19 protein-coding genes and 3 pseudogenes are annotated in these 25108 nt (G+C 35.5%); 8 read left to right on the top strand and 14 right to left on the bottom strand.

The window, feature by feature from the left end:
- Positions 1-455 precede the first annotated feature (455 nt).
- The 3 genes from PSE69_RS10150 (at position 456) to PSE69_RS10140 (ending at position 5676) form a co-directional block, all read left to right on the top strand.
- A complete protein-coding gene (locus PSE69_RS10150) occupies positions 456-2786 on the top strand; it encodes a LodA/GoxA family CTQ-dependent oxidase (protein WP_081368622.1) in 2331 nt (776 codons plus the stop codon).
- Positions 2759-3862, top strand: coding sequence for an NAD(P)/FAD-dependent oxidoreductase (locus PSE69_RS10145; protein ID WP_072502275.1), 1104 nt, complete (start codon positions 2759-2761; stop codon positions 3860-3862). Before PSE69_RS10150 ends, PSE69_RS10145 begins: the two co-directional genes overlap by 28 nt.
- A 257-nt stretch (positions 3863-4119) precedes the next feature.
- A complete protein-coding gene (locus PSE69_RS10140; RefSeq protein WP_076913991.1) occupies positions 4120-5676 on the top strand; it encodes a hypothetical protein in 1557 nt (518 codons plus the stop codon).
- 375 nt (positions 5677-6051) lie between these two features.
- Here the strand turns inward: PSE69_RS10140 and PSE69_RS10135 are convergent.
- A pseudogene (locus tag PSE69_RS10135) lies at positions 6052-6372 on the bottom strand (ISNCY family transposase); the annotation flags it as partial.
- 382 nt (positions 6373-6754) lie between these two features.
- Between PSE69_RS10135 and PSE69_RS10130 the strand changes: the two are divergent.
- Together PSE69_RS10130 and PSE69_RS10125 are read left to right on the top strand one after the other, a co-directional pair.
- Positions 6755-7954: a M60 family metallopeptidase gene (locus PSE69_RS10130; RefSeq protein ID WP_272675218.1), complete on the top strand. Its 1200-nt coding sequence runs from the start codon at positions 6755-6757 to the stop codon at positions 7952-7954.
- 2 nt (positions 7955-7956) lie between these two features.
- Positions 7957-9195 (top strand): hypothetical protein, encoded by a 1239-nt coding sequence (locus PSE69_RS10125; protein WP_272675217.1) that lies wholly within the window; start codon positions 7957-7959, stop codon positions 9193-9195.
- A 337-nt stretch (positions 9196-9532) separates the two neighbouring features.
- On the opposite strand, the gene PSE69_RS10120 is transcribed toward PSE69_RS10125, so the two are convergent.
- A complete protein-coding gene (locus PSE69_RS10120) occupies positions 9533-10477 on the bottom strand; it encodes a P63C domain-containing protein (protein ID WP_053110185.1) in 945 nt (314 codons plus the stop codon).
- Between the two features lie 966 nt (positions 10478-11443).
- On the opposite strand from PSE69_RS10120, the gene PSE69_RS10115 reads away from it, so the two are divergent.
- A complete protein-coding gene (locus tag PSE69_RS10115) occupies positions 11444-11827 on the top strand; it encodes a GrpB family protein (RefSeq protein ID WP_121874648.1) in 384 nt (127 codons plus the stop codon).
- A 174-nt stretch (positions 11828-12001) separates the two neighbouring features.
- On the opposite strand, the gene PSE69_RS10110 is transcribed toward PSE69_RS10115, so the two are convergent.
- The 9 genes from PSE69_RS10110 to PSE69_RS10070 form a co-directional block, all read right to left on the bottom strand.
- Entirely contained in the window at positions 12002-12316 is a 315-nt protein-coding gene (locus PSE69_RS10110) for a hypothetical protein (protein ID WP_272675216.1), read from the bottom strand.
- Positions 12317-12755: 439 nt separating this feature from the next.
- The gene (locus tag PSE69_RS10105; protein ID WP_223854778.1) at positions 12756-13817 is read right to left on the bottom strand and encodes a hypothetical protein; all 1062 of its coding nucleotides are present in this window, start codon (positions 13815-13817) and stop codon (positions 12756-12758) included.
- A gap of 14 nt (positions 13818-13831) precedes the next feature.
- Positions 13832-16399, bottom strand: coding sequence for a fimbria/pilus outer membrane usher protein (locus PSE69_RS10100; RefSeq protein ID WP_061064026.1), 2568 nt, complete (start codon positions 16397-16399; stop codon positions 13832-13834).
- Positions 16396-17145, bottom strand: a complete 750-nt coding sequence (locus PSE69_RS10095) for a fimbrial biogenesis chaperone (RefSeq protein WP_004919958.1) — start codon at positions 17143-17145, stop codon at positions 16396-16398. The genes PSE69_RS10100 and PSE69_RS10095 overlap by 4 nt, the downstream gene beginning before the upstream one ends.
- The gene (locus PSE69_RS10090; RefSeq protein WP_121874649.1) at positions 17136-17885 is read right to left on the bottom strand and encodes a fimbrial biogenesis chaperone; all 750 of its coding nucleotides are present in this window, start codon (positions 17883-17885) and stop codon (positions 17136-17138) included. The genes PSE69_RS10095 and PSE69_RS10090 overlap by 10 nt, the downstream gene beginning before the upstream one ends.
- 19 nt (positions 17886-17904) lie before the next feature.
- Positions 17905-18435 carry a fimbrial protein gene (locus PSE69_RS10085; RefSeq protein ID WP_014658389.1) on the bottom strand — a complete coding sequence of 177 codons (531 nt, stop codon included), beginning with the start codon at positions 18433-18435 and terminating at the stop codon, positions 17905-17907.
- Between the two features lie 21 nt (positions 18436-18456).
- Positions 18457-19011, bottom strand: a complete 555-nt coding sequence (locus tag PSE69_RS10080) for a fimbrial protein (protein ID WP_014658388.1) — start codon at positions 19009-19011, stop codon at positions 18457-18459.
- Positions 18989-19717, bottom strand: a complete 729-nt coding sequence (locus PSE69_RS10075) for a fimbrial biogenesis chaperone (RefSeq protein WP_004919944.1) — start codon at positions 19715-19717, stop codon at positions 18989-18991. Before PSE69_RS10075 ends, PSE69_RS10080 begins: the two co-directional genes overlap by 23 nt.
- 80 nt (positions 19718-19797) lie before the next feature.
- Entirely contained in the window at positions 19798-20325 is a 528-nt protein-coding gene (locus tag PSE69_RS10070; RefSeq protein WP_004919941.1) for a fimbrial protein, read from the bottom strand.
- A 910-nt stretch (positions 20326-21235) separates the two neighbouring features.
- Here PSE69_RS10070 and tnpA point away from each other — a divergent pair.
- Positions 21236-21499, top strand: a pseudogene (tnpA, locus tag PSE69_RS10065) (IS200/IS605 family transposase); the annotation flags it as partial.
- Positions 21500-21508: 9 nt separating this feature from the next.
- Here tnpA and PSE69_RS10060 read toward each other — a convergent pair.
- From PSE69_RS10060 to PSE69_RS10050, 3 genes and pseudogenes are all read right to left on the bottom strand, one after another.
- A pseudogene (locus PSE69_RS10060) lies at positions 21509-21625 on the bottom strand (ArsR family transcriptional regulator); the annotation flags it as partial.
- A 164-nt stretch (positions 21626-21789) separates the two neighbouring features.
- Positions 21790-22887 carry an alkene reductase gene (locus tag PSE69_RS10055; RefSeq protein ID WP_014658386.1) on the bottom strand — a complete coding sequence of 366 codons (1098 nt, stop codon included), beginning with the start codon at positions 22885-22887 and terminating at the stop codon, positions 21790-21792.
- Between the two features lie 53 nt (positions 22888-22940).
- Entirely contained in the window at positions 22941-23540 is a 600-nt protein-coding gene (locus tag PSE69_RS10050) for a TetR/AcrR family transcriptional regulator (RefSeq protein WP_036940301.1), read from the bottom strand.
- Between the two features lie 277 nt (positions 23541-23817).
- On the opposite strand from PSE69_RS10050, the gene aadA36 reads away from it, so the two are divergent.
- Positions 23818-24612, top strand: coding sequence for an ANT(3'')-I family aminoglycoside nucleotidyltransferase AadA36 (gene aadA36 / locus PSE69_RS10045; RefSeq protein ID WP_154610284.1), 795 nt, complete (start codon positions 23818-23820; stop codon positions 24610-24612).
- Positions 24613-25108 lie beyond the last annotated feature (496 nt).

The following is a 25108-nucleotide window of genomic DNA, read 5'->3' as shown; positions in this document are numbered from 1 at the left end:
CCATTAATACCATGAGTCTCTGGAATTAAATCTTAAATTCAGCATGGTCTCTCACTCAAACTATGCAACAGTGCCACAATTAGGGTGTTTTCCACCTAAGTAATTTTACAACACATCCTAATATCTTTATTTAGACCTAAATTAGAATTATTCGACGTATTTTATATTATCTATCATTTAAAAATGATATTTTATCTTTTATTATAAATAACATTATCAATAGCTAACTCACATGCTATAGTTATATTATTCTAATTTTTAAATCAAAAAGCCATCTAAATTAGATTATTTATTATTTATTCTCTTTCTTTAAAAGACTAATTTATTTTTTATTAAAAAAATTAGATTAATGGTTGGTTGATAACTAAATTCCGACCCTGAACTGCCTTTTTTATTTTAACTCCAAAGGTGACATTAATGTTATTTAATGATATTCAAACTAGAAAGGTACTTTTATGAATATTAATAGTGAATTACCAACTCCTGTTATAATCAATAAGGATTCTAATAATCCGGAGTTCATAGAGATAATGATCCCAGCTAATGCAGGACTTAGAATGTATGATTTACTTACAATACATTGGGAGAGTAATAATATATTAGCTAATAGCTACCCTCAAGCGATTACTAGTGCTCGAGAAGGAAAAGAATTTTTATATAATATTCCTATTTCTAAAGTATCTGCGGTAGAAAAAGTAAAAATTTGGTATTCGTTTTGTCGGGTCGGATTTACTGATATTCAAACATCACCGGAAATATTTGTGAATATTTCGTCATTATCACAGGTTGATAAAACTATTAATCATACAGGTTCTCTCGCTCAAACTAAAAATATAAACTTAGATGAAATAGTTTATGCAAAAATCCACCCAGGTATTGGTATTGGTCGAGTTGGTAATAGTAAAAATGAATATTATGTTGGCCCCGAATATGCAGGCCAGCCTTCACCTCCTTTTGGATCTACTCGCGATGCTTCTGGGGCAATTAAACGTCAAGCAGCTAAATTTAGAGTCTATGGCTACAATAAAAATGGTGTTGCTATCGCAGAGCTAACGACTGAAAATGCGGATATTACATGGCATGTTGAGTTAGCTAATACTAAAGCATCATGGTACGACTTTGATAATGCGATGGATCAACCAGCCTCTATAGCTAAAGCTGTAGCCCGTAGAAATCCGTTAATTAAAGGAATAGAACGTAGAGAACTTGAAATCAGACCACCAGTTAAAACAATCAATGGAGCTAATCGTAGCGGAATACAATTTGATGGAGGTAAATTTAAAAATGTTCCCGTTAATCTTGGTGAACTATTAACTGACTCAGTTGGACGTTTATTGGTATTAGGTGGACACGGCAAATCTGCTTCTCCGAGTGGGGCTCCTCTGTTAGTTATTGATGCAGACGGAAATGAACATAATTTTAATAACTCAGTTGATTGGTATGATGATACTTCTGATGGCCCAGTTTCTGCCGAAGTAACTATTAAAGGACGACGTGTACCTACTACAGATGCATGGGTTGTGATCGGACCACCTGATTATGCACCAGGCATTGTCCCATTTCGTTCAATGACTGATATGATTACACATACTGCCATTGAGTCTGGAACATTGCCACCAGTGACAGAAACATCTTATACAAGAGATATTCTCCCTCTGCTAACTAACCTTGCTAATTTACAGTGGGTTAACTTAGGTTTTGCTCAAGTATTTGGTCCCGGCGGTTCATTTCCTATTGATGCGAATCTCATTAAAGAATTACCTCTAAAAGAAAGCACCTTAAAGCGATTTGACGTTTTCTCTCAATTTCGAGCACCAGACGATATAACGTTGAATGGTGGGGATAAGATGAAATGGCCACAACTCTATGGTGATGGATTTGAAACATTACCCTTAGACCGAGTGGGTGATCTATTACCTGTCTCTCCTGTTAGTTATCAACACCTTGTTAATTTTGTTACGTCTAATTTTATTAATGATTTGGAATATAACGATGAATTTACTAATACGTTATTTCCTACGATACGTTATACACAGCCTGTTGATGAATTACCGATTGAAATGCAGCCTGATGTTTTAGATAAAGGGCCATTGTCTTACTGTTGTGCTGATGCATTCCATCCAGGCTGCGAACTAACCTGGCCAATGAGGCACGAATCGTTATACAGCGAATTTCTGCGAATTAAACGACGAAAGATAAATGAACATGAAAAAAACTATGGAGATATATTAACACCAGAGCAAGCTCTAGCAGCTGATGGGCCTCTTCATAAACAAGGTCCTGGCGATTTAACTCGTTGGATGGCGGTCCCTTGGCAGGGAGATACGGCACGTTGTCGCTCTGGTTATGATAAAGAATTTCATCCATATTTACCTTCTTTTTGGCCAGCTAAAGTACCCAATGAAGTACTTTCTGAATATAACTATAACCTTTTCAATAATAATAAGTTAAGTGAACATGAGAGAACTGAAGCATTTCAAACTCGTCATTATTGGCAACGTGGATTTTTTATAGGAAATCATGACAATGAAAGTGTCATGCAAGCGACTGTTTCTCATTTTGACCTTTTGGGAATTGTTCAGCGTCTTCCCGCACCTGATGATTACGAACCAAGCATGGACAGTGTCTTTGTTGAACAACTAAAACCTGGTTCGCCTAGCTTTCCTGAAGCAGTTGCAGCGTTTAGTGCTCATATTAATGGCGTTCCAATCAAAAATAGAACTGAACTATTAAAACAACTCGGATGGACTGAAAAACAATGGGAAGAATTCCGTCGGACTCGCTAACTCAAATAAATTGTGATGTTGTGGTTGTAGGGGGCGGAGTTGCGGGCACTGTAGCAGCACGTACATTGTCCCTTTTGGGGATACGAGTCGTTTTATTAGATTCTAGCAGCGGAGTACGACAAAAGGTAGGAGAAAGCTTGCCTGCCGCTGCTCGTCCAATGCTGCATAAACTCGGACTTCTTAACTATTTTAATGATCAAATCTTTCTGACTAATTATGGAAACTTATCCTGTTGGGGAAGTAAGGAACTGAGAGAAACGGACTTCATTCGTGACCCATATGGTTGTGGGTATCATCTTGATAGGCGCTTGTTTGAACAAGCCTTGCTATACGCTGCAGAAGATTTGGGAACTGTGCTGATTAAAGAACACGTTTCTTCTTTTATTGAAATGGATGATGGCATAAAAGTTCAAGCAGGAAAGTTAAATATATCAGCAAAATGGATGATTAATGCGAGTGGTAACTCACAATTTATTGCAAAAAAACTCAGTGTTTCAAGGCAAAAAGATCCCCTTTTATTTGCACTTTATACCTGGTTTGACAGTGACATTTTAGATACGAGAAGTGTTATAGAGGCAGTTTCATCAGGTTGGTGGTACACCGCCGGATTACCTAATGGAAAGCGTATCTTGGCCTTTTTTACCTTGCCAAACCAAGCGAAGGCAATACTCCGTGAAGAAAATGCGTTCTCATTAGCGTTAAAAGAAACAATGTATATTCATCAATATTGTCCGCTTGAAAGTGTGACTAGAAACCAATTAGAAATGATTGAAGCTACAGGAGGATATTCTGAAAAAGTGTTTGGTCACAATTGGATTGCAGTAGGTGATGCCGCATTGTCTTTTGACCCTATATCTTCTCAAGGAATTTATAATGCAATTTATACTGGTCTTAGAGGAGCAGAAGCAATTAAAGCCGTATTAACAGATAATGATCATAAATTACTTACTAAATATGGCCTACGCATTAAATCTATACGTGATGCCTATAGCAATGAAGTAAGTCGCTATTATCAACAAGAGACTAGATGGAGAAATAAAGAATTCTGGCAAGTTCAACAGGTTGCTAGAATATAGAGAAACTTTATAGCCTAGGCATTGTTATATGGATTACAAAACTGCCATATAACGTAAAAATAAAAGGAACATAATTATGGTTTAGATAATTTTTCTATATCACCCATTTCCATTCATATTATTTATGAAAACAACTGGCATTTGAATTTTAAATTAACCCATTTTCTTTTAATATTAAATTATTGTTGTTTAACCAATTTGTTGGATTAAATCTTTATATTTAATGTAATATTAAACATACAATTGTAGGTGGAGCCATGAGTAAAAGTAATTCTAAAGATCATGATATAAACATACAAAGAAATACAGGTATAGAAGCAGAAAATGCAGCTATCGAAGATATTCGCAGAATGTTTGTTGATGAAATTCAAGTAGGGCGTATTGTTAACGAAAATCAAACGCCAGCTAGACGAGCGGCTTTTGTTAAACAGCATGGTGTTGTTCATGGAACATTTAAAGTTCTTGATAATCTTCCGAGTAAATATCAAGTGGGAATATTCAGACCAGGGGCATCTTATCCGATGTGGGCTCGTTATTCCAGTGACATCGCAACAAATGCACCAGATTTAAATTCAACGGTAGGTATTGGTATCAAATTATTTGATGTTCCTGGCGGCAAAGTATTTGGTCAAGGAACGACTGTTGATTTCATATTGCAAAATACCCAAGTTTTTTTCGCCAAAGATGCTGAAGAAATGGCAGAGTTTAAACAAGCTGCAATGGCAGGTAAATTACCTGAATTTTTACAAACGCATCCGGAATTAGCGGCGGTTTTAGATAGTATGTCTAAAAGAGTAGATAGTCTTTTAACTGAACCTCTCTGGAGTTGTGTGCCATTTAAATTTGGTGAAAATAACTACTGTAAATTTAAGGTAGATATAGAAGAGGTGGCAGGTTCAACTTCTGTCAGTTATAGCGCCCAAAATTATTTGTCTTTAGACTTATCTAGAAGACTAATGAATGGTCAAGCAATACTTAATTTCTATGTTCAAATACGTAATAATCCTGTAACACAATCTATTATTAGTGCACGCAGTTTATGGAACGAGAGTGAAGCGGTTCCTTTCAAAGTAGCCACATTGACTTTTCCTAGACAAAATATCAATGCAAGAAACCAAGAAGAATATGGTGAATCTTTAGCTTTTAATATTTGGAGGACATTACCTGAGTTAGAGCCTGTAGGAAGCATTGCTGAAGCAAGAAAGGTTGTTTATGGTTCATCTTCAGTGGTGCGTCGTGATGTAAATGGACAAAGCATTGGAGAGCCATCAAAACCCAGAAAAGCCAATTTTTCTGGCTATTCAGTTTACCAACCCACAACAGAAACACCATGGCCTGTAGGCGAGCTGGGTAATGCTATTGAAAACTTCGAGCAATTTCCCCCAATAACTTTAAATGAAAACCACTATATTACTATGAATGAAGTGACAATTAGCTCCCGTGACGTACATCAATCAGTAAATATAAATAAACTATCCTCAATAGGAGGTCATCTTACTGATAAAGGTATCTCTTACATTAATCCCGGGCAGAGTGGTACCTTACGAATCTTATTTCAAGAACATAGGATGAAGAAAGTGACATTCGATCTTTTAGTTCAACCTATTTCTTACATGGGTGAAGATTTATTCATTCAGTGTCATATTACAAACAATGAAAGTTTAGACATTTCAGAGCCTACAATTGTAAGAAAGATAAATGGCAACATTAATATTGAAGCAAATAACAAGCAGGGATTTGACTTAATAACCCTTAAATTTAATTCTAGTATATTATCATTTAATATAAACAATATTATTATGCATTTCGCATAGTAAATCATAACCACCCGTATAGTCTGTCTCTTGATCACGAGTCCTTTTCAAGAAACTGAGCGAACTCATAACTTTCAAGGATGGTTTGCAATTTGAGCCATCCTTCCCAGAGCGTCTTAACTGACGCTCTTCCATTTCTTTTACTGTCTTTTAAGCGCGGAGCTGAATGATGTTTAAAGGTGTGGAGCCTCGCAGATTTCCGGTGTCCACTTCCAGAAAAATACCAACAACAAAATGGGTTTATGAGCACCCTGTAAGGCTTGCCGGTTGAAAAAGTGGGATGCGTTAATTACATTTCTCCACATTGAATACATGACCGTCATATTCGTTGTCTTCACAATTTGAGCTGCTAGCCGCTGTTTTAGCTTAGATGATATAAATAGAATAGGGGAGAACGCCACCATTTAAGCGGATCTCTTTTCGTCCATCAGGATAATGTCAAACTTCAATGTATTTACCAATCGCTTTACGACTTGCAGAACTGTCTTCAATTAAATACAACATTTTATCATATTGAACAGCCAGTGACTTAGAGACCCTTCTTGGCTCTCGCCACGTAAAAATAGCATCAAGATCATCATCAATATCAAGCTGACGATGAACATCAAAATCATGCCGAGATGATTTGGCAAAACGGCGATTGTAATCAGCCATAAACTCCTCAGCAAAAGCATTTGCATCATCCATGCAGCTGATGTCTTTGAACTAAGTTAATTATTTAATAGTAGAGTACATAAAATAAATTCTTCATTATTCAATTAGGTGCCGTCTAATTTTAAATTAATTAACATAATAACCCTCAGCAATTGAATGTTTCACTTAGCATAATTATTCATTTAATCTGTGTAACACTACCTAAATTAAAGAATAATAAGCATAACCACTAATTAATGACATATATTGATGTGTATATTAAAATATATAGTGTACTTGCGGGTTTATTTTAGCTCGAAGTTTTATTTTTTTTATTTACTTGAAGTTTAGATGGCGTGGGGCTATTTTTATTGTAGATGATTAGTTTTCATTTAATTATCAAAAATTGACTCAACTTAAATTAATGGAAATTAAAGGACTTATTATGACTGAATACATTAAAACAATTTACCCACATGGCATTCCAAGAATTTATGCGGATAAAAACAAAAGAAATAGAACTTGGAGCCCATATCAATATGTGCCATATTATATAAATGAAAATGAATTTCTGGATGTTTTTATAACAGGGGGGGAAGTAGAAGGCACATTTTTTGCTGTTGTTGGTTTACCCAGTGATTCTGAAAATTTATCCACTTATTCTTTAGTTAGCGGGCACAATCGTATTACTATTAAAAATAGCGGGTTACTTAGCTTTGTTAATAACAATGATAATGGCAACGTAATTATTAAAATAAACTCATCACATCAAAGAGTTCCTTTTTTTAATTTATATGAAAATAGTAATTTAGATTTTCATACGGAAATGGAGTTATATCATGATGCTAAGTATGTTATTCTAAGCAATAAATTATCTGATATAATAGTTACTTATTCAAGTGCTAAAAAATATATTAAAGACGTTACAAAGCTAATGATAAACTATGATGTAATTATAGAGGCAGAAAATAAAGCAACCGGCGTTTTTAGTAATGGTAAAGCTGATTATAAATTAGATCCTAATCGAAATTTACATATCGAGGTTAATCATGGATTCATGTTTGCAACAAATGAATATACAGGGTATAACGACGGCCAAGGTGCTATGTCGCAGCTTTTAGGGTTATCAAATGAGCGTTGGGGAGTGTGGCATGAAAACGGACACCAGAGACAACAGTTTCCTTGGGAGTGGTCGGGGGGGACGGGGTTAACAGAAGTAACAACTAATATTTACTCTTTATTTGCCCAAGAAGCTATATATGGAAAAGCCCGTCGTATTGATGAAAACATGCCTGAAATAAAAAGATTTTTAGAAAACAACAATCCTAATAAATCATATGATGATCAAGACCTTTTTTTGAAATTAGGTCTTTTTTGGCAATTAAAACTAGCTTTTGGAGACCAGTTTTATCCACAACTCCATCAACTTTATAGGCTAATGCAAGATACACCGCCTCAACACGATAATAACAAGCAAAAACAACTGTTTATTCTAACTGTTTCTAATTTAGTTAATATCAATTTATCTCCATTTTTTTCAAAGTGGGGTATTGATCCGGATTTAAACACGCTATCCCATATATCTTTTTTACCTAAATTGAAAAAAATATTTGGGAGTATACAAATGATAATTATCATCAAATAGAAATGCCAGAGCCTGAATATATTCCAGAATTAATTTATCTTAAAAATAGTATCAGCGATGTATCTATTGAAAAGAACAAAATTAAATTTACAATAGATAAGGATTGGTATTCACCCTATGATTATATATTTGAAAGGAATGGGGTATATATTGGCTCTGTTTATGGTGGACAACATTATTATTGCTCTTCAACATTAGTTGATAATGGCTATCAAATTGTCAGAACCTTTTCAGATGAAGAATTATTATCTCAAAGTGATATCTTTAGTATCAGAGTTGATTACCAAGGAAACCATAAGATTTATTACTCCAGCATGGAGATAAATGATTTATGGGATAAAGTCAAAAGTATATACACGGACGATAATTTTACAGAATTGAAATCTGAAATTATTCAGGATGACTTGGATGAACTATGGGAGTTATATGATTCTGTAAATAATGATTCCACAATTGACATCAGAAATAAAATATTATTTGCTCAACAACTATTGATATCAAAATTGGTTGATAGAGATTATTTTGACCATTCAAACTATACGGTTTATTTTAATAACTTATCATTTGAAAGTTATCAATTTAAGGCAATATCTGGTAATGATTTAATTGCTGAACTGAATAATGGTACACCTGTTAACTCTACCATTAATGGGCTGACATGGAACATCCCCTTAAATTGCAATTCAAATTCAAGAATTGATATATTGGTTAATTTCCACAGTTATAATTTTATAGTTAAAGTGGGTTTTTCTGAAAGCACTTTATTAGAATCAAAAATTGATGAGCTATACAGTCAAAAAGAAAATGAAATTTTAAAAGAGAGTGTCAGTCAAACGGATATTGATAGCATACGTAATTCCATTTTAAATAGCAACTTACCATTTTGGAAAAAAACATTATTACTGGATGACTTAGATATTGCCCAAAGAATATATTTAGCTAACACAATCCAGAATGTTTTCATTTCAGGCAATAACTTTTATGTCAATTTTGTAGATAATAATCTATTTCGAGATTATAGATACATGCTGTATTCTGATAAACATTATATATCTGAAGTATCGTATGGGCAAAATTACTATTCGTCATTAAATCATACAACATGGGTCTCAAGAGTAGAAAATTACAATCCTGAATCATTGAATATTACTGCATATGTTAATGATAAATGGTATCTAATATATGAAAGTTCATCAGAAACTAAAAATATAGTCTATGATTATCCGGAAAATATGCTGTAAATACTGGCTTGATGTTAGGAAATTTATAGTATTTTTCATACAGTAAATGTGGGGTTCTAGTGCGGAGCCTCACATCTTTCTATGTTCTGTATTCAATTGATTTATCATAAAAAATGTCTGATTGAGCGATGATCAGAAAACAACTATTGTCAACAATAGCTCCTTGGTCAACCTCAAACGGCCGATCATAAATAGAATAGGGGAGAACCTCACTACTTCTCTTCCTGCCGTAATAAAGCCTTTTACGGATAATAATTTGATAGATTGCGGTAGAATGGTCTTGGGGTTTACCGCAATCGGGAAGGTTCGTATTTACACATAGAGTGCATTGTGCGAATCAATCAAGAGGTAAGTTCAAATTTTTTTGGTGCTCTTTTTTTATGCTAGGCTTAACTTCTTCTTTAAACACTAATTCAAGTTCACATTGTGGATCTGTATTAAATCGTTTTTTAAATAACAAATTAAATTGTTCTTTATTATCAGATATTTTCATTAGTGTAGTAACTTCTGTTATCTGTTTTTTTAAATGTTCTCTACCTATTTCAGGTGTTAGTTTTTGATGGAATCTATGCTTGTAATTTCCACTTTCGGTTCTAGGCATATCGCTCTTGATTGTTTCAAACACGCCATCAGGTAAAACCTCATAAATATATTTATTCGTAAGTTTTCCTACAAATTGTGGTTTTTTCTTAATATTATTTGGCGTATATGAATAATTCCAAAGTCTGAATATTTCTTTATAAAATTCATCAGTAAAAGTTAATTGCCATTTTAAAATTTCTTCTGAAACATATGCTTTTAGGATTCGTTGAAGCTCATTTCGCTCTCTATCATATTGATAGCCAGTTGCTTCATCTATTAATGATATTATCCCGACTTTCGCAAAAGAACGAATTAGCATTTCACATTGTTCAGCTATTATCGATTGTCTAGGGGATAAATCGATTTCTTTTCTTGCTTGCATGAATGCATCACAGATATCAACGAGTATGCTGGCTTCATAACCGTTTATTTTTTTATCGCCTTCGTAGCATTCAATCGGAGCAAAGTGGTCCTCTGATTTATCCTTATAAAGGAATGGGATAAGTGATTTTTGATTCAAATATCGCTGTAATCTGGTCCCAGCAACTTGATAAGTTTTATCATCATCAACGAGTTTTAATGCTCGTTGCATTTCTCTTCCAGATAAAATACGAGTGCCATCTTTCAATACATAACATGAGATGTCAAAACCCGCTAAGTCTAGTGTACCTCTATATAGTATTTCTTTTGATTTATGCATGGCTTTCTCTTTATAAGTTTTCAGGAAGGGTAATCCGATTACCAAAACCCCCGTGCTGTACTACGGGGGGAATCTAGTTGAAACAACAGCATCTTATAGATTTTCTATCATCTCAATAGCAACATTAGACTGGCTTATATATTACAATTCAAGAGTTAAATTTAACGTAAGGTAAAATTTGAAATAAAGAGGCAAATTATCAAAAGAATCAGTTAAATAATCTGTGGTTTAGTATTTGAGATACTTCATTTGCTATTAAATAACGTATTAACTTATTGATAATACAGTGATACTGTTTATCAATTCAGTATTGACTATCTTATGGTTAACTGATGATTTTTGTTTAGGTGAATAGAAGATGAAAGCGATATCCATAGTTAACCAAGTGGGGCAGAAAATTACATTAGGTGAAAAACGTTAGAAATTAGAAAGTGGCAATCAAACATAGATACAGAAGAATTGTTAATCGTCGAAAATTCACGTTATCTGGAGAGTGATATGGCAGCAGCTTGCACATCATATTATGAATTAGGTTGATTAGCATGGAAGCTAACAGATATCAGAGCAATTGCAGAACCCATAGAAGTCATTGCAAAACAGAAGATTTATGAAGTCGAACTGATTTTAGAACCAAAAAAGAACCAACATGATTAACCAGCCAGAACGCTGGATTTCTTCATTTCACATTTAGGTTCGCATAATGTGTATTATGTTAAATAGAGTATGGGGAGCTAATAACTTTATAAATAGCCTCATTATCACTATCATTACCTCCTGATTTACTATGCGAAATAGCTACTGGTAGTTTAACCAGTGCTCCTAGTATTAGTGTATGCTTATATATATTTTTACTACCCTACCACGTAAATACGTTTGCCGGTAATATTGTTATTGGTGGTGGCGGAATTCATTGCGTAACCATGCAACAACCCGATTTCACAGCATTTATTACGAATAAACAAAGATATGACACAATTTAATACAAAAAGAGCCTCATTAGATACGTTATCTCCCGAAGATATCTGTGCTGTAATGAAATTTGAAGATGGTGACCCGAATGAAAACCCATGGGTTTTAGGAAAACCACCTACACTTAAAATTGAGATCCGTGACTATGATCCTATTTGGGCAACACTTTTTATACAAGAAAAAGCACGTATCCAAGCCGCACTAGGCGAAGCAGCACTACATATTGACCATATTGGCTCAACTGCGGTTCCAAATCTAGCAGCTAAACCTATTATTGATATTGACCTAATCGTTGAGGATCCTACTGCTGAGAACCGTTATATCCCTCAACTAACTGCCTTGGGGTATGTTCATACAATTCGCGAACCAATTTCTTTGTGAAATCTTCCTGCACATTTCCGTCTTTATAACGAAGTTCGACTTCTGAATACAGTACACGGCCATCCGGTGTAACTGGCGGCTCAGTGATCGACATTTTATGAGAAACGTAATCACCTGATGTCATACCATGAATTGTCATAACACCATCTTTAACCGTAATGGTAGTTTTCACCATTACGGACGGAAAAATGTGTTTATTTTTCTGTTCAATTGCAATGTGATTAAATTACTGATTGGCATTCCATATATACCATCAATTTCCATCAGACTATTCAGATGACATTGGTTGTATGAGCCATTGTAATAGTTGGTTAATGAAACATACGGAACTATTTCACCGATATTATCAGTTGTATTAACTTTTGAATGTGATGAAGAGTAATTACCAAATACTCCAACTAAACCACGACCATTAAATACCTTAACGTCCGCAGCTAATGTTGGCAAAGTTATACTTGTCAAAATGATTGCTAATAAAATCTTTTTCATCATATTACCCTAATGTCATAGAAACCGCTATGATCAACTCCTAAGATTATTATCATATCTTTACGCCCTCAATAATCTCTATGTATACTTTTAAAATAAATTGAATCCCATTTTCCAAGTAATCAATTATATAAGATTGATTACTACTGTATTGATATACGTTTAACCACAATGCTACATTATCTTTCAAACGATAATCCGTATGGTTAAATTATGAAAAACTATCGTCGTCTTTTTGTAGATTATCTCAATGCGGCAAAGTCAATATATGCATCTAAGTTACATATATTGACATAAATGGTTTAGCGGATAATTAATACCATCAAGGATTTTATCTCGATATTCAACACACTTTTCTTTAGGATTAATCACAGTATTAAATTTACCGTCATAATTATTGATGAACTATAATTAATTTTAAAATTAACTTACGATAAGCTTAACGCATAATAACCGAAAGTTCTACGGAACCACGTGCTAAACCGGTTATCCCTGCCCCCTTTGAATATAACTCATATTCAAGAGTTTTCGTTATATTGACATTGTTTTCATTTGCTTTAATACGACCAAGCTCGACCATAGTCTGGTCTAAACGTATCGGTAATTTAGCCCCATTGTGGTGAACAAATAATTTTACATACGCAGCAGCTCGATTACTTGAATTAATTAAATTAACGTCGTAATTATTCCCTGAATAGTACTCGGGTTTAACGTTAGCAGATATTCCAATATATGCATCAACTTGATCCTTAAATTGACTACAACTTATGGCTATCGGACGTTGAACAGATGCTAATAGAGTACCTGCTGCTGCATTCGAATCTTGAATACCAAAATTAATTTTATTCGGGGTCTGCAAGCTGCATGTTAGCCCAGAAACAGTGACATTGATGGGATCCGCTTTATCTACTAATTTTACCCATGACCCTTCATTAAGATTACGCCAGTCTTTGATCGAGGTGCCTATATTATCTTTTAAATAATACGTACCACTTTTTTGATTCCCAGTACCATATACTAGCAAGCGACCTGTTAGGAAAACCTCATGTTCGATAATAGTTTCTGGCGTTGTTTGATAAGGTTCAAAAATACAATTCCGATACCATGGAAATTGATTTGTACCTGAACCCCAGCCATTGAAATGCCCTGTTACTATATCGAATGGGGCAGGCCGAGGATAAATTAATCCCTTTCTTCGCTCATCTGTAAAAGTAAACTCAGGCACTAGCATTAGATCATTACTAATTGGTATTCCGTAAATACCATCAATTTGCATTAGAGCGGCTTGATAGCAAAGGTTATATGAACCATTGAAAGAATTGGTTAATGTAACATAGAAATAAGAATCTCCAACGTTACCGTATGTTACCATTTTGTTTTTTGCAGTGTAATTCCCAAACACTCCAACTAAGCCACGCCCATTGAACACCTTAACGTTTGCGGCTAATGATGACATTGTTATACTTGTCAAAATGATTGCGAATAAAATTTTTTTCATCATATTACTCAAATTAGTTATTGGCATGTAACAGTTAAATTACGCAGCGACGAGTAGGTGTTTTCAGTCGACTTACTCATATCAAATGGAACTTGACATTGCTCAGAGTTTGCTCTTCCCCATACTACTGATAATGTCCCTTTTTCAGGTAACCCGCTTATATATACACGACCATTTTCACCAACAATTCCTGATATTAAACTAGAACTATCTTGTTCTGATTGTTGTAGTGATGCTACAGCTCCCATTGGAATAGTTTTTGGACCCGTTAAGGTGAGCATCGCCTGATACCCTTTCAAGGTATTAAACTGAGTTTTAACTAAAGCGCCTTTTGTTGGATACACATTAACGGATGTTTCTTTACTTTCAACATCTGTTGGTAATGTATTAATATCTAGATTAATAATATTTTGGCTGTATTCCATCATATTAGGCACAATAGCGTAACCCCGAGAGTCAATAACGGCCATCCCATTATTGATACTTGTTCCCGCAGCATCTGGCGCATACACTACAGCAGCAGAATTACCAATGAACTGACCCAATGTAACCCCACCAGGGTGAATGACGGCAGCACCATTTCCATTCGCGTAAGTTAGCTGACTTTCGCGACTATAACTGTATCCGCCTCCCACATATCCTTTACTTCCTTGATAACCGACGTTAACCGAACTGGATAATTTTTGGTCTCGGTTATCACCACTTTCGCTTAATTGGTAAGTAAACTTATTATCTAGTAACTGCCCATTAACACCAAGCTGTTGGTAGGTTCTTCCGCTATTGTCGTGGCTTATCTGGAAGCTGCTACTAATATTTTCAATATTTTTATTATTTGAAAACAGACTAAATGGCACGCTAACGTTGAAGCTAATTTGGCGGTTTTCAGGCCAGTTTCCGTCACCTTGTGTACGGCTAATACTGTAATCAATACCATAAGATAAACCTTTATAGAAACCGCTATAACCAATCCCTAAGGTCGTTATCGTATCTTTACGTCCCCAATAATCACTACGCATACCTCTAAAATAAATTGAACCCCATTTACCAAGAGATTGGTTTATATAAGATTGAAAGCTACTACGTTGACGTCCGTTTAACCACGGTGCAACATTATCTTTCAAACGATAACCTGCATGGTTAAAGTCTGAAAAGCTATAATAGTCTTTTGTTGAGTACCTCAACGCGGTCAAGTCAATAGATGTACCAAAATCAGATAAGTTCTTTGAGTAACGAAGTCTGAAGGATTGACCTTGCTTATCTTCATTTCTAATTGTGGCATAGGCATGGGTAGCATCGATTGACATGGCACCAAATGAACCTAATGAGAAACCTGTACCAACAATACCAGTCCAGTAATGATTAGCCCCTAAAAAACCGGTATACAATGTGACCGCTTTGGGTAATCCGTATATGAGTGTCCCCATCAAGAAATTACTTTTTTTATTACCATCGGTTATGCCACCATTGTATTGACCCGCCGCAACTTCATATTTAAATGTTCCAGCTCGTTGCATTACGGGCAATGATGAGAATGCTTGAGTGAATACTCGAACAGAGCCATCTTCCTCATGAATTGAAACCTCCAAGTCCCCAGCTGTACCTGTTGGATAAAGGTCATTAATCACAAATGGTCCTGGTGCAACGTATGTTTGGTATATGGTATTACCATTTTGGCTTATAGTTATGCGGGAATTAGATGATGCAACGCCTCTAATTTGTGGCGCAAATCCCCTATCACCTCGTGCTAACATCTGCTCATTGGATAATAAACGAACCCCTTTTACTGGGACACTGTCAAGTACATCATTGAGTGTGCTCGTTTCACCCATTACAATTTCAGAACTTAAGTGCTGAATATCCCTTGAAACGGTTGTGTTATTAAAATCACTTTGGTGATTACGTACCGTCTTACCGTCAAATTTATTTTCATTTTCAAGGTAAAAATATTGGGAACGTAAACGCCACGCACCAAGATTTAATCCACCTGTAATGTTGGCAAAAATAGAGTTATTTTTTGTTTTACCGCCAATTCCACCCGTAAATTCTTGTCGGCTCCCACTGACTTGATAGTTTAATATCAAGCCAGGTAAACCTTGGTCAAGAAGCTCTATCGGTACAGCACCTCTAGCCTTCTGGTTCATAGAGATTTGCGGGATATTTAAATTTAGTGTTAATTTTGAAACATCGAATTGAACTTGTGCATTTTCTATTACCGATGATAGAGAGGTAATTTTGTGAGTCGCAGGCATTCCTTTCAATATAGAATTACCTTGAATATTTACGCCGAACTCCTCTAACATAGCGGGAGTAAATTCAGGAACAATGTTACCTTCACCATCTTGTGTGAAATATATTTCCTTCTGGCCTATCTCCTCTTTATTTATTTTCATAGTAACTATGTAACGGCCAGGAGCTACTGTATCAGAACGTGCAAATACAGATAAATCGATACTATCTTTATCTGTTCCTGCCGGCAGGTTTAAAAGTGCGGGATCAAAATAAGGCTCAGCACTAGTTACCCCCCCAAACAGACAAAACATAAGCGCTATTGAGATAGGTTTTAAGATAAATATTCTGTTGTTCATAATATACTCTCATCCAATACGCCAGTGCTCAGTTTTGTTATTAATCCATATTCATTTAAAGCTTGCCAAGTAACCTCACCAGAAACAGATTGAGGTAATTCAATTTGGTTTTCACTAAATGGAGGAATACTGTCATCAATTAATTTCATTGGCACTTTATATGAACCAATAGTTAATGAGGTCAATGTTATTGAAAGAGCTGACGGGTTTTTGATCGTCAGTTTATTTTTATTTATAGAAAAACGCATTTTTTCCACTTCCTTGTCAATCCGTAATTCTTCAATTGCTTTAGGTCGATAAAGCATTTTTAAATAGAGTGTTGGAGTAACAATAAACTCCGAGGTGTTCTTATCTGATACTTCTGGAATAATTCTTAATGAAACATAAAATACACTTTCTCTATCTTTTGCTAAATTGCCATCAGCAACCCGTTGTATTTTCCAACTATAGCGAACGCCACTATCTAAACGATGTAATGGCGGTGTGATTAAAAAAATATCTGATTCTTTATTAATCAGTGGCTTCAACGTTTTTTCATTTGCAGCAATGATTTGAGACTGGACGAGTATTGCCTCGCTATTCGCATTCTCCAACATGGTTGAAACACCATTTTTTTCCGATTCTTTATAAACTATACGTTCAGGTGAAAATAACAAACCATTCATGATATCGGTATTTGCGAAAGACGATCCCATATAATAAACAAAAGAAACAATTAAAATAATGATTTTTTTAACTATTGACATGTTTTCCTCTCGCCTAATATTAGTGAAGCCGTATTATCTTCACTATCACCACCATAATCATTAACTGCTTTCCATACTATTTTGCTCGACTGATTTACTTCACCAGTATTGTTTATTAAGTATCTGCTTTTTGGTGGAATTATTACTCCAGATATTTTCGGATACTGTTTATTATTTATTTTTAGAGAGCTTAATGTTATATGATATGGAGATGGATTTTCTATACATACATTCTTTTTATGTAAATAAAACTGTAGCCCTTTAATTGCATCTTCACTTGATTGTGTTAATCCATTGGGGCGATAAAATAGTTTTATAACTAAACGTGTACCTATCGATAACCTTGCCACCTGTTCTTCATTATTGTTAGTTGTAACACCTGGTATACCAATAACACTAAAATAAAATAAGGATTCTTTATCTTTAGGCAGTTGAGTTATCTTTTCTTCAGGCAAAATTTTCATTGCCTGCTGACTATTTGGATTCAATCGATATAGTGGTGGTGTAACTAAAAATACGCCTGATTCTTTCTGCCCAATAGGCGTATCAAACACCCCTGATTGAACTAAATATACACTGTCACTATCGTTTTTTAAGGTAATGGATTCTTGCGTTGAATCACCATTCCAAATAATTCTTGTTTGTTCTAATAGTAGCCCTGCATAAGCATTAGAAGATAAGTCTGTTAATAAAATTAAAGTACCAACCAAACAAAATAATGAAAATATAATTCTACGCATATTATATATCCTAGATTAGCTAGTCAGTGAGTACGGTGAATATCATTGACGCTTTAAAACTACCTTTTGTTATTTGATTCGTATCGTTACATTCACCGCAAGATAATGCTGTTGTCACTGTAAAGGTATCACCGATAGCATTACTAGAGTTAAGCCGGAAAAGAACATCACCATCTGTTTTCGCAATGTTATTAACTAATAACTTAATACCGACACCTTTTGAGGTTCCACTTTCTTTGAATAAAGGTTTTCCATTGAAAATTTCTGTTTGTCCAGATACAAAAATTTTGCTTTTAGATAAATCGCTAACATTTGTACATTTTGCTAGCTTCAAAGTTATATCTCGATTTAACTTTGTGGTTTCACCAGAATCGTTTTTGACAATATCAACTGGTGAAACTTTTTTGTAATCAATCACAGCTTCTGAAACATCAACTTCACAAGTCTTTTTATAAAAAGTCGCTTCAAAATCGACAGCAACAGTATTCACTTGTGCTAATACTGATTGGCAGAATACAATCGATACAAAAGATAAAATTAACCGCAGCACATTGGTATCCTCTTTTTTGAATTATGGCATTACAACGGTTAATAAAATTGATGCTTTTGCAGAACCCGCTGTAACGGTGCTATTGTCTGCTTGACGTACAAATCCGATGGTCATTGGTAAAGAACCTTTTGTACTTCCAGCAGGTAAATAAAAGCTTTCATTATTTTTTAAGGTTTTTCCCTTAGAGTAGAACCCTACCAACTCTGACACTTCGCCATTTTTCAGCATAAAACCAACCCCTTTTGCTCCAGCAGGGTTCTCTGTTAAAAATAGATTAGGGTCATTTGATACATCACCTGTTACCATTACTTCGGGCATCACCGTTGTTTCATAATCTCGACATTGGTATGAAAGTTTTATTGGCGTAATATCTACAGCATCATTTAATCTAAAATCTCCGACAACAGGACGACGAGTCATTTCGATATTTGATGGCGTTACCTCAATGTCACATTCACCAATACTTTGTATATCTGCAAGTATTTCTAGTTTATTTCCTGCAAAAGATTGCATTGTAGAAGCCATTAATAAACATGCGACTAAGGTGGATAATTTATGGTTTCGTATGTTCAACATAGCCCCCTAAATCATTAATAGTTACCCAAGTGATTGGGCCTGTATTCACAGTTGTCGGATAAATTATATTGCTAAAAGGCGCCACCATCGTGTTGTTCTTTTTAGCTGAAATATCTATATGCTTATTACCAACTTTTAAAGATGCTAATGTAATATAATAAGGAGAGTTGTTTGTGACTTGCACACCGCCTTGAACTGCTGAAAACGTCAAACTTTCTTGCGCTTTATCAGAAGTCTGAACTAACCCAGTTGGGCGATAAAATACTTTAATCACATTTTCTATTGCAATTTTTACATCACCTTTCATATTTGAAACATCCAACTCTGAATTTTTTTCACTGCGTGCGATTGCTCTTGCATGTAAGTAATAAATTGATTCACGATCTTTCGGTAAATTCATTGAGCTAGAGGTTTCAGTAATACGAACATCTCGCTGTTGTCCCGGCTTCAAATAGAGCATAGGAGGAAGAATATCAAATACCTTCTCTTGGGTAGAATCACTAGGTGTTTTCGTTAAATATACCTGAACCAGATATTCTTCGTTCTCTGTACTATTGCGAACAGTTACCGGAATAGATTGGCTATTTTGTGGAAAAACAATTCGAGTAGTATTAAGGCCTACCCCAGCAGCTGATAGTCCTGTAATTTCAAGACCAAATATCATCATTCCAATTATTGAGTATCTGATAGTTGACATCAAATTCATAATTTATCTCCAATAGTCATTCTATTAAGTAACAAGTAATAAATGAGATGGCCATTTCTGCCATCTCATTTAAATAATTATTATTCGTAGCTTACAGAGAATGTAATTGGAGCATCAATGCGTTGTGAAGCAGGAGTTCCTACTGTTGAATATAAGCCAACGTTCATTGCGATTGAAGCAGAAGAACCTTGAGCTAATCCAGTCACAGAAGTTAAATCAACACTTGTGTTAGGTTTAACTGGTTTAGAATCAGCAGTTAATTTAACACCAACAGTTGCATTTGCAGTGTTGTTGAAGTAATCACCATTCGCGTCCAATGCAGTTCCTTTAGCAAATAATTGAACTGATGCACCGGTTTGATCTTTGCTACAATTAGTTAATTGTAGAGTGAAGTCTTTTGCACTTGAAGCAATATCACCAGCTGCTGTAATATCCGCAGAAATGTGAGTACCTAAGTCAATATTAGGATTGCTAACACTTAAATCACAGGTTGCAGCTGCGATTTGACCTGAAACATTTACTTGAGCGTTTTGACCTGCAGAAGCAGCACCAGCGAATCCTAAGCCAGCAGCAACACATAGAGCAATCATATTTTTTTGATTAAACATAATAAGACCTTAAATATTTATTAATAATTGGGTGTAAGTTAATATTTATCCTACGATTACAACACCCTTTTTAATCGCAGGACTTAAATAGAAATGAATTGATTTCAACTTAATGAATAGGCTGATCGATTCTTTTCCTGTTTTCTTTTAAAGAAATTTATTTTTAAACTCTAAATTCATGTTTTCCATATACACTCATATTTCCATATTGACATCCACGTTTAATTAATTGAAAAAAACTTAACTTACTTAATTAACGGGATTGGCGAAGATTCTAATCCAAAAAAAATTTTTTTCTAGAGTGAATATTCATGCAGTGAGTAAGCAAATGTAATTGTCTTTTATTTTTAATAATTCAATCGTTAAATATTCTTCATTAAAAATGAGAGTTAAACGTTCAATTGTCCCTATAGTTGTTCTTAACTATAATTTAACACTCACTTAACTTGCTCATATTGTGCGTACCACCACCAATGAACAATAATCATATGAATAAAAAGACATTTTTAATCTTTTAACTTTAAAATGATTTGACTTAAAAAATTATCATCAACAAAAAAACAACACATAATGCATAATAAAAATTGAAACTCATAAACCCCGCTATTAAGGTTTAGTATTGAATTAAAAACAGATTTTTCTTAAAATTTTTTATTGTTTTATTGAAATATATGTTTACATTTATTTACTAACACATAAATATAATAACCTATTTTCTGAGTATTTTTTTAATTTAACTAGAATTTTTTTACTGCCAAATATCAGAATATATCCCTTAAGTATAAAATGATGTGTAAATACTCAATCCGTATCCTTAAATTTAAAAAAATCATATAGTGAAGTAATGTTACTATTATGTAGTGTATCGAAAGCATTTCTAGTTAGATAAGGTATTAGTAATCAGTTGCTAATACTCATGCTGTTGGACATTCCGCCTCAAATGAGTGTTTCGAGCTTTATGGGATATTTAAAAGGGAAAAGTAGCCTAATGCTTTATGAACAGTTCGGCGATTTAAAGTTTAAATATCGTAAAAGAGAATTTTGGTGCGGAGGATACTCTGTTGATACGGTGGATAAGAATACGAAACGAATACAAGAATACATAAAACATCAATTAGAACAGGATAAATTGGGTAAACAATTGTCGACCCCTTATCTATGTACCGTGTTTTGAATCAAGTCATAAACCGGAGCTACGTGGCATTGCAAGATGGCGAGATGTTTTTGGCTGAGAAAAATCTAATACCGTATAAATATCACATACGCATAACTCTCCCGATACGTTTAGCCGCAGTACAATATCTCATCTCGCTTGGTCACTTAATAATTTGAATAATTGTAATGGTTCCACATCCACTTCTTTATCATGTTATCAATTTATACCAACCTAACATATACGTTAATTCATATATATGTGAGTGTTAAATATTAGCGGCGAGTTATCGCCGCTATCAACATTAATACTCAGAGAGATGGATAATCTGTATACCCTTCTGCGCCACCACCATAAAAGCTTTCAGGGCGCTGAGGATTGAGTGCAGCTTTATTTTTAAGGCGAGCGACGAGATCAGGGTTAGCAATAAAATCACGACCAAATGCAACAGCATCAATCAACCCTTTCTCGATTAAATTTTCTGCCTTTTCTGTAGTGTAAGCGCCAGCACCAATGATCACACCGTGGAAGCGTTCACGCACTTTTTGACGGAAATCATCAGTATATGGTTGACCGCCCGCCCAATCAGGTTCAGACAGATGCAAATAGGCAATATGACGTTTGTCTAGCTCTTCAATGAGATACAGGGCATCGTCAACTTCATTCGGCCCATTATCGGTATTTTGAAATGTACCTATAGGTGAGATACGGATCCCAATATGTTCAGACCCCCATTCCGCACAAACGGCATCAACAACATCTAAAAGAAAACGAGCACGATTTTCCCTTGTTCCACCATATTGGTCAGTACGGTGATTCGCGGATGGAGAGAGAAATTGATGCAGTAAATAACCGTGAGCAGCATGCAATTCAGCCATATCAAAACCTGCTTCCCGTGCATTAGCAACCGCTTGACGGAAGTCATTAACGATCGCTGGAATTTCTTCTGTTTCTAATGCACGAGGCATGGATGTATCGACACGGATAGCGCGGCCATTTTCATCGCGTAATGATGTCCGTGTTCCTGCACTTATTGCTGAAGGTGCGACGGGAGCTAACCCATTAGGCTGAAGGCTAACATGAGAAATTCGCCCGGTATGCCACAATTGAACAGCAATACGCCCTCCTGCTTCATGAACCGTTGAAGTGATTTTTTTCCATGCTGCGATTTGCTCGGCGCTATGTAGCCCTGGAGCTCCGGCATAGCCTTTTGATTGTGCAGAAATTTGAGTCGCCTCTGAAATGATCAACCCAGCGGTGGCACGTTGGCGATAATATTCCCCCATTAATGGAGTCGGAATATCGCCGGGTTCAATGCTACGTAAACGGGTTAGTGGTGCCATAAAAATACGATTTGGTGCGGTTAGTGTACCCACTTTAAGAGGTGTAAATAGTTTTTTCTGTGACATAAAAGCTCCAGATTAGACCGGTCGACTAGTAATTGAGTAAATAAAAACGCCTGTTAACTTTCAGGCGCTGCAATCATTTTTTCCACATAGGCCAGTGCGCTTTCCATCGGCTTATTACTACGCGATATTTTTGCCTGTAAATTTGCACCTAACCATAAAGAATAAAGAACCCGTGCGACAGATAGCGACTCCCCTGAAAAATTCAGTGATTTTTCATCACGTCCATTTTCCAGTGTTTGTGCCAGTAGCGCGATGACTTGGCTCACACCTTGATCCATCGCAATGTTCATATCTTCTGATAGATCACATACCTCTGCTGATAACTTCACCGTCAAACAGCCTGTTGTATGATCAAACTGGCAAGTGTTGTTTAACATTTTTCCATAATAGGCAAGTAAACGATCACGATGATTACCTGCTCCATGCTCGAAGTGCTTCACCAACTTTTGTAGATAGCCGGCGTAATAGTGCTCTAACATCGCAACACCAAAAGCTTCTTTAGAGCGGAAATAATGATAAAACGACCCTTTTGGTACTTCTGCCGTTTTTAGCAACTCACTTAGCCCCATTCCAGTAAAACCACGCTGAAGACAAAGGCGCTCACCAGTGACAAGAAGATGTTCCCGGGTATCATGTTCAGTCTTTCTGTTCATATCGACAATGTAATAGACCGATCGGTCTGATGCAAGATTTATTTTGTTTATTATACATGACAAAATTATTAACTCTGAAAATATCACAGGTTTTCAAAGGTAAAATTTTTTATTTGTACTACTCGTGGTAGCATGGGCGTGTATTAAACGCGCCAGTATTTTGAAAATGTAATACTGTAATTACCCAAATCCTCATTCTGCCATATTCTGATTTGTTGATGACTTATTAGTGTATGATCCTGTTGATAAAATTAATAACAAAGACACTAAAACTAATATGAATTTTGAACATATTGATACTAGCATACTGCAACAAGTTAAATCCGCCTGTCAGCTCATTGACAAACACCTTGGCGAGATACTAAATAGTATTTACCTTTATGGCTCCACATTACATGGTGGCCTAAAACCTCTTAGTGATATTGACTTACTCGTTACTGTCGATGCCCCTCTTTCAGAGCAGCAACGTCAACAATTGATGAGCGAACTTTTAACTGTTTCGGCTTGGCCAGGTTCCGATCCAAAACAACGCGCGTTAGAGGTAACAGTCTTACTTAATGAATCAGTTAAGAAATGGCATTACCCTCCTCGCCGTGAATTACAATTTGGCGAGTGGCTTAGAGATGATATTGTTTCAGGGATATTTGAGCCGCCTCAAATCGACCCTGATATCGCTATTTTACTGACTAAAGTTCACCAGCACAGCATTGCAATACTAGGTAACGATGCTACTCACTCTTTTCCACCTATTCCGTTCAGTGATTTATCAAAAGCGCTAAAAGCGACACTAGAACAATGGAACGATCAGGACGACTGGGAACATGATGAATGTAATATTATTCTCGCCTTAGCACGCATTTTGTATACCTTGTCGACACAAAAAATTGCCTCCAAATCAGAGGCTGCGGATTGGTTATTACATAGGATTAATACCCCCTCACACTATCAATTGTTGTCAGCGGCACAACGAACCTATTTAACCGGTGAGACCTTTGATGTTTCAAACTCAAAAGCAATCGAAGATTTTATTCTTACAATAAAATCTCAATGTGAAGAGCGGCTTGCAAAGTAAAAACTCAAAAAAATCATTTCTATGGCGTTTATATGATACAAAAACACAAGGGCTAGCAAAAATACGCCCTCATAGTTGCTGACGGTTATGATTATCAAACCGACTCGTCAGATATTGATGACTGGATTACCTGTGGTGGAAATTATGATGAATGGGATATCGACCCTTTTGCAAAAGCACATCCTGCATTAGCTAATAAAATTTCATATGCCTTCTTTTAGAAACCCCATTAGATATCACTTTATCTCGACGCATTTTACGGAACCGCCAAAACGCAATTCGCCATGAAATTTTTGCAAATATCAGCGAATAGTTTCGCGGCCTTCTTATGTTGCGATGCAGAAAAGAGAAAAAACGACAGTGATTACATTATTGACGGTATGTTACCCTTAGAAGAAATAGTGAAATTGATCTTAGAAAAGATCTCTTAAAATACAAAATAGCATAACAAATGTGACAGCGTCACTAATGTGGCTGGCTGATTGTCTAAGAGCCT

Origin of the sequence: Providencia sp. PROV122 (assembly GCF_028482365.1) — a bacterium.
GTDB lineage: Bacteria > Pseudomonadota > Gammaproteobacteria > Enterobacterales > Enterobacteriaceae > Providencia > Providencia stuartii.
Note: the sequence above shows the minus strand (reverse complement) of the source record. Positions and strands in the feature narration are given on the sequence as shown.